Below are 11,644 nucleotides of genomic sequence, written 5' to 3' on the forward strand. Positions count from 1 at the left end.
ATGCCCCAGCGGCCCGGCACGGAGCGCGCCGCGGACGACCTGTTCCCCGCGGACACCCGCATGGACGCGGTCACGCTGCACGTGCGCGACCTCGACCTCATGACGCGGTACTACCGGGACGCGCTGTCGCTCGTGGTGCTGCCGCTGCCGGACGCGCTCGTCCTGCCCGACGGCGCCCGGCGTGCCGAGACGGTCGTGCTCGGACGCGGCGCCACGCCTCTCGTCGTCCTGCACCGCACCCCGGACCTGCCGGTGCCCGGGCGTCGCGAGGCCGGCCTGTTCCACACCGCCGTGCTGTTCGACGACGAATCCGGCCTCGCGCACGCGCTCGCGTCCGTGGCGACGACGGCGCCGAGCACGTTCGTCGGCAGCGCCGACCACCTCGTCTCCCAGGCCTTCTACTTCACCGACCCCGAAGGCAACGGCGTCGAGCTGTACGCCGACCGCCCGCGCGAGACGTGGGGCTGGGACGAGCACGGGGTGCGGATGGACACGCTGCACCTCGACCCGAACGCGTTCCTCGCGGAGCACCTGAGCGACGCGTCCCGCGACCTGCTCGCGGGCCCGCGCGCCGACGCGGGGGAGCGGGCGGACGCGTCGCCCACCGGCCCGGGCGGTGCGGCGGTGGGGCACGTGCACCTCCAGGTGGGCGACGTGCGCGCGGCGCGCGCGTTCTACGTCGACACGCTCGGCTTCGAGGAGACCGCCACCGTCCCAGGGGCGCTGTTCGTCTCGGCCGGCGGCTACCACCACCACATGGCGATGAACACGTGGAACAGCCGCGGCGCCGGGCCGCGGGCGTCGTCGCTCGGCCTCGGTGCCGTCGCGATCACGGTGCCCGGGGCGGACGACGTCGGGGCGCTGGGCGAGCGGCTCGCCCGCGCGGGGGTCGCGACGGCGCACGACGGCGCCGTCCTGCGGTTCGAGGACCCGTGGCGCAACCGGGTCGAGGTGCGCGCGGGCTAGTGCCGGGCCTTGACCACGAGGACGGGGGAGGGCGAGTCGAGGAGCACGCGCTGCGTCGTGCTGCCCAGCAGGAACTTGCCCACGGGGGAGCGCTTGCGCGCGCCGATGACGACGAGCTCGGGCCGCAGGCGCTCGGCCTCCTCGACGATCGCGTCCGCCGGGTCGACGTGCTCCGAGCGGTAGGTGACGTCGGGCCGCTCCATGCCCGCCGGCAGGGCGTCGAGCTGGTGCGCGAGCGCGGCCGGCACGCCCGCGCCCTCGTCCTGCGGCGTGAGCACGAGCACGGCGAGCGAGGTGCCGCGGCGCTCCGCCTCGGCGATCGCGGCGTGCAGCGCCGTCTCGCCCTGCGGTGAGTCGTTGTACGCCACGAGGACGGTCATCGCGGGCCTTTCCGTGCTGCCGGTCGGAGTGCGGATTGAACTCTCTCACACGGGCGGCGGGGCCGCCGTCCGAGCGGCGGACCGCGCGGACACCGCGCCCGGGACCCCGAGCGAGGGGGGCAGCAGCGCCGGGACGACGCGCGCGAGCTCGTCCTCGACCTCCCGGCGGCGGCGCGCACCCAGGCGCTCGACCGGCACGGTCACGCTGATCGCCGCGACCGGCCGCCCCCCGCGGAGCACGGGGACGGCGACGCAGCTGATCCCGGCCTCGTTCTCCTCGACCTCGTGCGCGAACCCCTGCTCGCGCGTGCGGGCGCAGATCACCCGCAGGTCGGCCGTCGTCAGGTCCGGCGGGGCGGCGTCGGCGTACCAGCCGAGCCGGGCGTCGTCGAGGTCCTGGTGCGCGAGGAGAGCGCGCCCGAGCGCCGTGGTGGCGGCGGGGCGGCGGCGACCGACCGCGGACCAGACGCGGACCGTGCGGGCGGGCTCGACCTTGTCGAGGTAGACGATCTCGGTGCCGGCGAGCGCGCCGAGGTGGACCAGCTCGTCGGTGGCCTGGCACACGGCCACGAGCGCGGGGTGCAGGAGCGCGGGGAGATTCTCCTCGCCCAGGTAGACGGTGGCCAGCGCGGTCGCGGCGGACCCGAGCCGGTACCGCCCGCTCTCCTCGTCCTGCTCGGCGTAGCCGCGGTGGCGCAGCGCCGCCAGGGTGCGGTGCAGGGACGCCTTGTGCAGGCCGAGGTCCTGCGCGAGGAGCCCGAGCGGGAGGCCGTCCGGCCCGGCGGCGGCGAGCGCCTCGAGGGCCGCGAGCGCCTTGTCCACGCTCCCGAGCGGGCTGGGGGTCGCCGGGACGGCGTGGGGCGCGGGGGTGCCCGACGGCGCCGGGTCGGGTTGGGGCATCCGGGCGTCCTCCTCTAGAGTGCGTTCCGCAGTGAACAACGAGCGTTCACCATAGCGAAACGGAGCGAGGATGTCACCCGACACCGTCCTGGAGGAGATCGGCCGCGCGCGCGTCGTGCCCGTCGTCGTGGTCGACGACGCGCGCGAGGGGCTCGAGGTCGCCGGAGCGCTGCGCGACGGCGGCCTGCCCGTCGCGGAGGTCACGTTCCGCACGGCGGGTGCCGGTGCGGCGATCGACGCCATCGCGCGCGAGGTGCCCGACGTGCTCGTCGGCGCGGGGACCGTGGTGACGCCCGCGCAGGTCGACGAGGCGGTCGAGGCGGGTGCGCGCTTCCTCGTGTCACCCGGGCTCTCGGTCGACGTGGTGCGCCGCGCGCAGGAGCGCGGGGTCCCTGTCCTGCCCGGCGTCGCGACGCCGTCCGACATCATCGCCGCCCTCGGCCTCGGCCTGAGCACCGTCAAGCTGTTCCCCGCGAACGTCGTCGCGGCCCCGCCGCCGTGAAGGCGTTCTCCGCCCCGTTCCCCGGGCTGCGCTTCGTCCCCACGGGCGGGGTGAGCGCCGTCAACCTCGGCGACTACCTCGCCCTGCCCTCCGTGCTCGCCGCCGGCGGCTCCTGGATGGTCGACCGCGCGCTCGTGCGCGCCGGCGACACCGCCGAGATCACCCGCCGCACGCGCGAGGCCGTCGAGCTCGCCGCGTCCTTCCCCGTCACCGAAGGAGCCTGATCATGGCCGACCGCACGACCGCCGCCGCGACCACCCCGCCCCTCGCGGTCCGCCCCGCCGACGAGTGCGCCTACGACGTCGTCGCCCTCGGCGAGGTCATGCTCCGGCTCGACCCGGGCGAGCGGCGCATCAAGACGGCCCGCAGCTTCGACGTGTGGGAGGGCGGCGGCGAGTACAACGTGGCCCGCGGCCTGCGCCGCTGCTTCGGCCTGCGCGGCGCCGTCGTCACGGCGCTCGCGGACAACGAGGTCGGCCGGCTCGTCGAGGACCTCATGCTCACCGGCGGGCTCGACACGAGCCACGTCGTGTGGCGCCCCTACGACGGCATCGGCCGCAGCCTGCGCAACGGCCTGAACTTCACCGAGCGGGGCTTCGGCGTGCGCGGCGCGGTCGGCGTCTCGGACCGCGGCAACACCGCGATCTCGCAGCTGCGGCCCGACGACGTCGACTGGGACGCGCTGTTCGGGCAGGGCGTGCGCTGGTTCCACACCGGGGGCATCTTCGCCGCGCTCTCGGAGTCGAGCGCCGACGTCGCGGAGGCCGCGATGGCCGCCGCGCGCCGGCACGGGACGGTCGTGTCCTACGACCTCAACTACCGCCCGTCGCTGTGGCAGGGCATCGGGGGCGTCGAGCGAGCGCAGGAGGTCAACCGCCGGCTCGCGCGCTACGTCGACGTGATGATCGGCAACGAGGAGGACTTCACCGCCTCGCTCGGGTTCGAGGTCGAGGGCGTCGACGAGAGCCTCACCGACCTCGACACGGGCGCGTTCCGCGCGATGATCGGCCGCGCCGCCGACGAGTACCCGAACTTCCAGGTGATCGCGACGACGCTCCGCGGCGTCCGGACCGCGACGGTGAACGACTGGGGCGCGATCGCCTGGTCGCGCGTGCAGGGCTTCGCCGAGGCGACGCACCGCCCCGGCCTGGAGATCCTCGACCGCGTGGGCGGCGGCGACTCGTTCGCGTCGGGCCTCGCGTACGGGCTCCTGGAGCTCGGGTCGATCGCCGAGGCGGTCGAGTACGGCGCCGCGCACGGCGCGCTCGCGATGACGACGCCCGGCGACACGTCCACGGCGTCGCTCGCCGAGGTCCGTAAGCTCGCGTCGGGCGGCAGCGCGCGCGTCCAGCGCTGAGCCCCGCGGCGAGGGCGGGCGCCGGGACGGCCGGTGCCCGCCCTCCCGCGCGGGGATAGGGTGAACCCGCGAGCACCGGGGGCGGCAGGGAGGGCGCGTGACCAGAGGACGTGTGGCCGTACCCGGCCTGCCCCGGCGACGCGTCGAGCGACCGCCCGACCTCGCGCACGCGCTCGACCACGCGCGCATCCTGCGCGCCGCTGGCGACCCGGCGGGCGCGGCACGCGTGCTGGACGCGGCGTTCGCGGCCGAGGGCGTCCGCGCGCGCGCGTCTCGGAGCGGGTGCGGTTCCGGGCGCTCGTGCTGCGGGCGGACCTCGCGATCGCCCTGCACGACGACGTCGCCGCCGCGCGCTACCTCGCCGGGGCGGAGTGGTTCCTCGCCGGCGCCGACTTCCTGCCGCGCGTGGCCGACGCGATCGCCGCGCTCGACGAGGACGTGCACCGCGTCGGCGAGCTCCTCGGCCGGCTCGACGTCGAGCGGGCCTGACGACGACCTCCGCCCCGGGGTGCGCCGGGGAACCCGCGCGGCGCGCGGCACGTTGGGACACGAGGACCGACCTCTGGAGGACCCATGCTGTGCCCGACCGACCAGACCGTGCTCGTCATGACCGAGCGCAAGGGCGTCGAGATCGACTACTGCCCCACGTGCCGTGGCGTGTGGCTGGACCGCGGCGAGCTCGACAAGATCATCGACCGGTCCCTCGAGGCGGAGATCGCCGCCGAGGCGACGGGTCCCGCAGGCGGCGCCGCCCCGGCTCCCGCACCGGCACCAGCCCCCACGACGTACCCGCCCGCCGCACCGGCCCCCTACGGCACGCCGCCGGGGTACGGCGGTGACCGGCGCGACGACGACCGCTACCGCGACGACCGCTACCGCGACGACCGCTACCGCGACGACCGCTACCGCGACGACCGCCGGTACGACGGGCGGTACGGGGGCGACCGTCGCGACGACGACCGCTATGGCTACGACCCGCGCTACCGCAAGCGCAAGAAGAAGGAGTCGTGGCTGGAGGACCTCTTCGACTTCTGAGGTCCGACGCCGGTCGCCGGCGCGCGTGACCGTCGACGCGGCGGCGCGGGGCGGCGGTCGTCCTAGAGCGGTCGCCCTAGACTCGGGCGTCGTGCGCGCTGTGCTGGCCCGGTGGGTCGACCCCTTCGTGGTGACCCTGTTCGTCGTGCTGGTGCTGGGTCTGCTGGTGCCGGTCCCGCCTGCGGCGCAGCGCGTCGTCGACGTCGTCGCCGACCTCGCGGTGACCGTGCTGTTCCTCGTCTACGGGATGCGGCTGTCGACGCGCGAGGTGTGGGCGGGGCTGCGGAACGTGCGGCTCCAGGGCGCGGTCCTCGCGTCGACCTACGTCGTCTTCCCGCTGCTCGGGCTGCTCGTCGCGTGGGCCGTCGTGCCGCTGCTCGGCGCCGGCCTCGCGACGGGCGTGCTCTTCCTGTCCCTGCTGCCGTCGACGGTGCAGTCGTCGGTCGCGTTCACCTCGGTGGCGCGCGGCAACGTCGCGGGCGCGGTCTGCGGCGCGACGGTCTCCAACGTGGTCGGGATGCTCGTCACGCCGTTGCTCGTGCTGTGGCTGCTGTCCGACGGCGCGGGTGTCGTGCCCGAGCCTCCCGCCGGTGACGTGGCCGGTGACGTGGCCGGCGGGCTCGGCGGCCTGCGCACCGTGCTGCTCCAGCTCCTCGTGCCGTTCGTCGTCGGTCAGCTCCTGCAGCCGTGGGTCGGCGGCTGGATCCGGTCCCGGCGGTGGCTGACGCTCGGCGTGGACCGGGGCACGATCCTCGTCGTGGTGTTCGGGGCCGTGGCCGCCGCCTCGTCCGCGGGCGTGTGGGCGAGCGTGTCGGGCTGGGCCGTCGTCGCGCTGGTGGGCGTGAGCGCGGTGCTGCTCGCGGCGATGCTCGCGACCACCTGGTGGGGCGGTGCCGCCCTGCGGCTGCCGCTCGAGGACCGCGTCGCGCTGCTCATGTGCGGGTCGAAGAAGTCGCTCGCGACGGGCCTGCCCATGGCCAGCGTGCTGCTGCCCGTGGCCGTCGCGGGCGTCGTGGCCGTACCGGTGATCGTGTTCCACCAGCTCCAGCTCATGGTCTGTGCGGTCCTCGCGCGTCGGTTGGCGCTGCGCGCCTGATCCGCCCCGCCTCAGGCTCGTGCGGCGACCTGCTCGCGTACCTGACGCTTGGCCCGCGTGAGCATCCCGCTCATCCCGCCGAGGCGCAGGGGGCTCACGGCGCGCGTGAGCCCGATGCTGCCCGGGAAGTCGTCGGGCACGTCGAGCACCTGCTGGGCCGTGAGGCCGGACAGGCCCTGTGCGAGGATCGACGCGAAGCCGCGCGTGGTCGGCGCCTCGGCGGGCGCGGTCGCGTAGAAGTGCACGACGTCGTCGTCACCCACCTCGGCGAACGCGCGCACGGGGGACTGGCACTCCTCGATGCGCTCGAGCATCCCGGGCGCGCTCGCGTACCGCTCCGGCAGGTCGGGCAGCTCGTTCGCGAACTCGAGGAGGAGCTGCAGCCGCTCGCGCTCGGGCAGCGCGAGGAAGTCGTCGCGGATCTCGGCGAGCGTGGCGGGCAGCGCCGCGTCGGTCGGGGGAGCGCTCATGCTGTCGATCCTCGCATCTCGTCGGGTGCGCCGCGGCGCGGGTTCGTCGGGCGGGACGCCGACGGCGCGGGGCGAGCCTCGCGGGGAGGCCCGCCCTGCGCCGTCGGGCAGGAGGGGCGCGGCCGGGCGCCGGACAGGCCGCGCGCCGGGTCGGCCGGGCGGCGGGTCAGCCGAGCGACGCGGGGGCGTCGCCGGGCTGGTCGCCCTTGACGATCGGGACGCGCACGGCGTTGCCCCACTCGGTCCACGAGCCGTCGTAGTTGCGGACGGTGTCGAAGCCGAGCAGGTAGGTGAGCGCGAACCACGTGTGGCTCGAGCGCTCGCCGATGCGGCAGTAGGTGACGACCTCGTCGTCGGTGCGCAGGCCGAGGCCGCCCTCCTGGTAGATCGCCTCGAGCTCGGCGCGCGACTTGTACGTGCCGTCCTCGGCGACCGCGGTCGCCCACGGGACGTTGCGCGCCGTCGGGATGTGCCCGCCGCGCAGCACGCCCTCCTCCGGGTAGTCCGGGATGTGCAGGCGCTCGCCCGTGTACTCCTGCGGGGAGCGGATGTCGACGAGCGGGCCGTTGCCGATGTGGGCGAGGACGTCCTCCTTGAAGGCGCGGACGGTCACGTCGTCGCGCTCCACGACGGGGTACTCGACCGGCTCGGGCGTCGGGACGTCCGTCGTCGTCTCGCGGCCCTCCGCGATCCACGTGCCGCGGCCGCCGTCGAGCAGACGCACGTCCTCGTGGCCGAAGAGCGTGAAGACCCACGCGGCGTAGGCGGCCCACCAGTTGTTCTTGTCCCCGTAGACGACGATCGTCGTGTCGCGCGCGATGCCCTTCGAGCCGAGCAGCTCGGCGAACGCCTTGCCGTCGACGTAGTCGCGGGTGTCGGGGTCGTTGAGGTCGGTGTGCCAGTCGATCTTCACGGCGCCGGGGATGTGCCCGGTCTCGTAGAGCAGCACGTCCTCGTCGGACTCGACGACGACGATGCCCGGTTCCCCGAGGTGCTCCGCGAGCCACGCCGTGCTCACGAGGCGGTCCGGGTGGGCGTACTGCGTGATCTTCTCGCTGGTGTCGAGCGGTGCGGGCATGGGGGGTCCTCCTGATCGTCCGGCTGGTCGTCCGGTCCGCCCGCCAGGCTAGGCCGGGCGTCCACCTGACGAGAAGCGGGGAGCGCATCCTGAGACAGTGTTACGCGCCACGTCCCGCCGCCGTGCGGAGCGTCCGGGACCGGCTGCCGAGGCCGTGCGCGACGAGCGCGACCGACACGCCGAGGTTGAGCACCACCGAGGCTCCGATGTCCGGCCCCGGCGCGCGCCGACCCCAGGTCGCCGCCTCGACGAGCGTGCCGACGACCGACGTGGACCCGATCCCGACGCAGACCCGCGCCCATCGCGGGTCCCGCTCGGACCGGAACGCCGCGAGCACGGCGACCGCCGACATCACGGCCGGGATCGCGGTCCCGCCGCCGAGCCCGACGGCGACCGTCCGCGACGCCGGCAGCGGGATGACGTCGCGGCCGAACGGCTCCGAGCGCAGGTCGTGGAGCACCGCCACCCACGAGCCGTAGACCGTCGCCGCCGCGTACGCGAGCGCGACGGCCGCTGGACGCACCATGGGTCGACGGTACGCCCTGGAACCCGGGCGCGCCGGGCGGGCGGACAACGCCGTGTGACGAGGTCACGGCGCCCCCTACACTGACGACAGCACCCGGACGCCGACGTCGGAGGTGGGCATGGCGGAGCGGCCAGCGACACCCGGCGGCCCCGCGCGCCGCGACCCCCGCTCCGTCCGCGCGGCCTACGACGTCTTCCTCGGTACCGGCGCGCTGCTCCCCGGGGTCGACCCGCTCGTCGCCGCGTCGTGGCGGCGCAGCCTGCGCTCGGGCGTCGACCCGGACACGCCGCGCCCGGGGGAGGGCCTCGCCGGTGACGAGCTCGAGGCGTACCGCGCGGCGCACCCGCTCGCGTCCCTCATGCCGGTGGTGCGCGAGCTGGTCGTGGACGGCGCGCGCGACGACGGCCTCGTCGTCGCGGTGTCCGACGACGCGGGGCGCCTGCTGTGGGTCGAGGGCAGCGCCCGCACGCGCGGTGCGGTGGAGCGGGTCGGGTTCGCCGAGGGGGCCGTGTGGCGCGAGGAGCGGGTGGGCACCAACGCGCCCGGCACGGCCCTCGCGACGCGGCGTCCCGTGCAGGTGCTCGGCGCCGAGCACTTCTCCCGTCCCGTGCAGGACCTCAACTGTGCGGCGGCGCCGATCCGCGGCCCCGGAGGAGAGGTGGTGGGCGTGCTCGACGTGACGGGTGGGCTGCCCGCCGCGTCGCACGTCGTGCTGTCGCTCGTGCGCGCGACCGTGGCGACGCTCGAGCGCGAGCTGGCCGCGCGGGCGGTCGCCGCCGACGGGCGGCACGGCGCACCTGCCCTGCGCCTCCTCGGCACCCCGGCGGTCGTCCTGCCCGACGGCGCACGCCGCCTCTCCCTGCGGCACGCCGAGATCCTCGCGCTGCTCGCCGAGCACCCCCGCGGCCTGTCCGCCGACGAGCTCGCCGTGCTGCTGCACCCCGGCGACCTGTCCGCCGTCACCGTGCGCGCCGAGGTCTCCCGCCTGCGACGCGTCGCCGGGACCCTGCTCGTCGGTTCGCGGCCCTACCGTCTCGCCCGCCCGGTGGCCACGGACGTCGGCGTCGTCCGCGAGCGGCTCGCGCGCGGCGACGTGGCCGGGGCCGTCGCCGCCTACGGCGGCCCGCTGCTCGTCCGCTCGAGCGCGCCGGGGATCGAACGCCTGCGCGCCGAGCTCGCCGCCGAGCTGCGCGCCGCCGTGCACGCGAGCGACGACGCGGCGTGCTCGACACGTGGACCCGCACCGACGACGGTGCCGAGGACCACGCCGCGTGGACCCGCCTCGTGCACCTCACCGACGACGGCAGCCCCCTGCGGCGCGCGCCCGTGCCCACCTCGCGGTGCTCGACACCGTCCTGCGCTGAGCGGGCCCGCCACCCCCGCCGAGCACGAGTTTGATGTCGCGACGCGCCCATGACGCCACCGACCTCGTGCTCGGGCGCGAGCAACCCCGTGCTCGACGCTGCCCGCCGCCACCCGCCGCCACCCGCACGCCGCCGCTGCAACGCTGCTGCAACCCTCCGCTGCCTACCGTGACGACCACGGCGCGACGACGCGCCGGGCCGCGCACCGCCGTCGGACACCCCGACCGCGCGGGCGCGACGAGGCAGCACGGCGAGGAGGCAGGCAGCATGACCGTCTACGCAGCCCCGGGCACCGACGGCGCGGTCGTCGAGTACCGGTCCCGGTACGACCACTGGATCGGCGGCGAGTACGTCGCACCGTCGAGCGGCCAGTACTTCGAGAACCCGAGCCCCGTCACGGGCCGCCCCTTCACCGAGGTCGCGCGCGGCACCGCCGACGACGTCGAGCGCGCCCTCGACGCCGCGCACGGCGCCGCCCGGTCGTGGGGACGCACGTCCGTCAGCGAGCGCGCGAACATCCTCAACAAGATCGCCGACCGCATGGAGGCGAACCTCGAGAAGATCGCCGTCGCGGAGACGTGGGAGAACGGCAAGCCCGTCCGCGAGACGCTCGCCGCCGACATCCCGCTCGCGATCGACCACTTCCGCTACTTCGCGGGCGCGATCCGCGCGCAGGAGGGGTCGATCTCCGAGATCGACGAGGACACCATCGCGTACCACTTCCACGAGCCGCTCGGCGTCGTCGGGCAGATCATCCCGTGGAACTTCCCGATCCTCATGGCGACGTGGAAGCTCGCGCCGGCGCTCGCGGCCGGCAACTGCGTCGTGCTCAAGCCGGCCGAGCAGACGCCCGCGTCGATCCTGCTGCTCATGGACCTCATCGGCGACCTGCTGCCGCCCGGGGTGGTCAACGTCGTCAACGGGTTCGGCGTCGAGGCGGGCAAGCCGCTCGCGTCCAGCCGCGCATCCGCAAGATCGCGTTCACGGGCGAGACGACGACCGGGCGCCTGATCATGCAGTACGCGAGCCAGAACATCATCCCGGTGACGCTCGAGCTCGGCGGGAAGAGCCCCAACATCTTCTTCTCCGACGTCGCCGACGCCCGGGACGACTTCTACGACAAGGCGCTCGAGGGGTTCACGATGTTCGCCCTCAACCAGGGTGAGGTGTGCACGTGCCCGTCGCGCGCGCTCATCCAGTCGTCGATCTACGACTCGTTCCTCGGCGACGCGCTCGAGCGCACCCGGGCGGTGCAGCAGGGCAACCCGCTCGACACCGAGACGATGATCGGCGCGCAGGCGTCCAACGACCAGCTCGAGAAGATCCTGTCGTACATCGACATCGGGAAGGCCGAGGGCGCGAAGGTGCTCACGGGCGGGGCGCGGGCGGAGCTCGGCGGGGACCTGGAGGGCGGCTACTACGTGCAGCCGACGATCTTCGAGGGCAAGAACTCCATGCGGATCTTCCAGGAGGAGATCTTCGGCCCCGTCGTCGCGGTCACGGACTTCACCGACTTCGACGACGCCATGACCATCGCCAACGACACCCTCTACGGGCTCGGGGCCGGGGTGTGGTCGCGGTCCGGGAACACGGCCTACCGCGCCGGCCGCACCATCGAGGCCGGCCGCGTCTGGACGAACTGCTACCACGCGTACCCCGCGGCGGCCGCGTTCGGCGGCTACAAGGGTCCGGCGTCGGGCGCGAGAACCACAAGATGATGCTCGACCACTACCAGCAGACGAAGAACCTGCTCGTGTCGTACTCGGCACAGAAGCTCGGCTTCTTCTAGGCCGGCCCGTCCCGCCCGCCGCCGAGCACGGGGTTGACGTCGTTCTGAGCGTCATCACGGCACCGACCTCGTGCTCGGCAGCGAGCGACGTCGTTCTCGTCCGTCCCCGCCAGGAGGTCCACGTACACGCTGCTCGCGGGCCGCTCCCCGTTCGAGGTCCCGGGCGGGTCGAACACCAGCG

Annotated in this window: 12 protein-coding genes and 2 pseudogenes; 8 read left to right on the top strand and 6 right to left on the bottom strand. The window is 74.9% G+C overall.

Going from position 1 to position 11,644, the window contains the following annotated elements; all coding sequences use genetic code 11:
• The gene (locus tag BJF88_RS07770) at positions 1 to 966 is read left to right on the top strand and encodes a VOC family protein (protein ID WP_075828403.1); all 966 of its coding nucleotides are present in this window, start codon (positions 1 to 3) and stop codon (positions 964 to 966) included.
• On the opposite strand, the gene BJF88_RS07775 is transcribed toward BJF88_RS07770, so the two are convergent.
• Together BJF88_RS07775 and BJF88_RS07780 are read right to left on the bottom strand one after the other, a co-directional pair.
• On the bottom strand, positions 963 to 1,346 hold the full coding sequence (locus tag BJF88_RS07775) for a universal stress protein (RefSeq protein ID WP_075828390.1): 384 nt from the start codon (positions 1,344 to 1,346) through the stop codon (positions 963 to 965). The two genes, BJF88_RS07770 and BJF88_RS07775, sit on opposite strands and share 4 nt — an antisense overlap.
• A gap of 45 nt (positions 1,347 to 1,391) precedes the next feature.
• Positions 1,392 to 2,246, bottom strand: a complete 855-nt coding sequence (locus BJF88_RS07780; protein ID WP_083648970.1) for an IclR family transcriptional regulator — start codon at positions 2,244 to 2,246, stop codon at positions 1,392 to 1,394.
• A gap of 70 nt (positions 2,247 to 2,316) precedes the next feature.
• On the opposite strand from BJF88_RS07780, the pseudogene eda reads away from it, so the two are divergent.
• The 5 genes and pseudogenes from eda (at position 2,317) to BJF88_RS07805 (ending at position 6,236) form a co-directional block, all read left to right on the top strand.
• Positions 2,317 to 2,972: pseudogene (eda, locus tag BJF88_RS07785) on the top strand (bifunctional 4-hydroxy-2-oxoglutarate aldolase/2-dehydro-3-deoxy-phosphogluconate aldolase).
• A 2-nt stretch (positions 2,973 to 2,974) separates the two neighbouring features.
• On the top strand, positions 2,975 to 4,105 hold the full coding sequence (locus tag BJF88_RS07790) for a sugar kinase (protein WP_075828391.1): 1,131 nt from the start codon (positions 2,975 to 2,977) through the stop codon (positions 4,103 to 4,105).
• 282 nt (positions 4,106 to 4,387) lie between these two features.
• Positions 4,388 to 4,594 (top strand): hypothetical protein, encoded by a 207-nt coding sequence (locus BJF88_RS07795; RefSeq protein WP_075828392.1) that lies wholly within the window; start codon positions 4,388 to 4,390, stop codon positions 4,592 to 4,594.
• 84 nt (positions 4,595 to 4,678) lie between these two features.
• A complete protein-coding gene (locus BJF88_RS07800) occupies positions 4,679 to 5,140 on the top strand; it encodes a zf-TFIIB domain-containing protein (protein WP_075828393.1) in 462 nt (153 codons plus the stop codon).
• A gap of 91 nt (positions 5,141 to 5,231) precedes the next feature.
• The gene (locus tag BJF88_RS07805) at positions 5,232 to 6,236 is read left to right on the top strand and encodes a bile acid:sodium symporter family protein (protein ID WP_075828394.1); all 1,005 of its coding nucleotides are present in this window, start codon (positions 5,232 to 5,234) and stop codon (positions 6,234 to 6,236) included.
• 11 nt (positions 6,237 to 6,247) lie between these two features.
• Here the strand turns inward: BJF88_RS07805 and BJF88_RS07810 are convergent, their stop codons facing one another.
• From BJF88_RS07810 to BJF88_RS07820, 3 genes are all read right to left on the bottom strand, one after another.
• On the bottom strand, positions 6,248 to 6,706 hold the full coding sequence (locus BJF88_RS07810) for a SufE family protein (RefSeq protein WP_075828395.1): 459 nt from the start codon (positions 6,704 to 6,706) through the stop codon (positions 6,248 to 6,250).
• 166 nt (positions 6,707 to 6,872) lie between these two features.
• Positions 6,873 to 7,784, bottom strand: a complete 912-nt coding sequence (locus BJF88_RS07815; RefSeq protein ID WP_075828396.1) for a sulfurtransferase — start codon at positions 7,782 to 7,784, stop codon at positions 6,873 to 6,875.
• A gap of 100 nt (positions 7,785 to 7,884) precedes the next feature.
• Positions 7,885 to 8,310, bottom strand: coding sequence for a hypothetical protein (locus BJF88_RS07820; protein WP_075828397.1), 426 nt, complete (start codon positions 8,308 to 8,310; stop codon positions 7,885 to 7,887).
• Positions 8,311 to 8,428: 118 nt separating this feature from the next.
• On the opposite strand from BJF88_RS07820, the gene BJF88_RS07825 reads away from it, so the two are divergent.
• Together BJF88_RS07825 and BJF88_RS07830 are read left to right on the top strand one after the other, a co-directional pair.
• Positions 8,429 to 9,727 (top strand): GAF domain-containing protein, encoded by a 1,299-nt coding sequence (locus BJF88_RS07825; protein ID WP_075828398.1) that lies wholly within the window; start codon positions 8,429 to 8,431, stop codon positions 9,725 to 9,727.
• A 214-nt stretch (positions 9,728 to 9,941) separates the two neighbouring features.
• A pseudogene (locus tag BJF88_RS07830) lies at positions 9,942 to 11,392 on the top strand (aldehyde dehydrogenase family protein).
• Between the two features lie 67 nt (positions 11,393 to 11,459).
• Here BJF88_RS07830 and BJF88_RS20350 read toward each other — a convergent pair.
• A partial coding sequence (locus BJF88_RS20350; protein WP_222843956.1) for a hypothetical protein occupies positions 11,460 to 11,644 on the bottom strand: 185 nt, incomplete at its 5' end.

This window comes from Cellulosimicrobium sp. CUA-896, assembly GCF_001942335.1.
In the GTDB taxonomy this organism is placed as follows: domain Bacteria; phylum Actinomycetota; class Actinomycetes; order Actinomycetales; family Cellulomonadaceae; genus Cellulosimicrobium.

Coding starts and splice junctions, on each gene's coding strand:
- BJF88_RS07770 (WP_075828403.1), top strand. CDS start 1: ATGCCCCAGCGGCCCGGCACGGAGCGCGCCGCGGACGACCTGTTCCCC.
- BJF88_RS07775 (WP_075828390.1), bottom strand. CDS start 1,346: ATGACCGTCCTCGTGGCGTACAACGACTCACCGCAGGGCGAGACGGCG.
- BJF88_RS07780 (WP_083648970.1), bottom strand. CDS start 2,246: ATGCCCCAACCCGACCCGGCGCCGTCGGGCACCCCCGCGCCCCACGCC.
- BJF88_RS07790 (WP_075828391.1), top strand. CDS start 2,975: ATGGCCGACCGCACGACCGCCGCCGCGACCACCCCGCCCCTCGCGGTC.
- BJF88_RS07800 (WP_075828393.1), top strand. CDS start 4,679: ATGCTGTGCCCGACCGACCAGACCGTGCTCGTCATGACCGAGCGCAAG.
- BJF88_RS07810 (WP_075828395.1), bottom strand. CDS start 6,706: ATGAGCGCTCCCCCGACCGACGCGGCGCTGCCCGCCACGCTCGCCGAG.
- BJF88_RS07815 (WP_075828396.1), bottom strand. CDS start 7,784: ATGCCCGCACCGCTCGACACCAGCGAGAAGATCACGCAGTACGCCCAC.
- BJF88_RS07820 (WP_075828397.1), bottom strand. CDS start 8,310: ATGGTGCGTCCAGCGGCCGTCGCGCTCGCGTACGCGGCGGCGACGGTC.
- BJF88_RS07825 (WP_075828398.1), top strand. CDS start 8,429: ATGGCGGAGCGGCCAGCGACACCCGGCGGCCCCGCGCGCCGCGACCCC.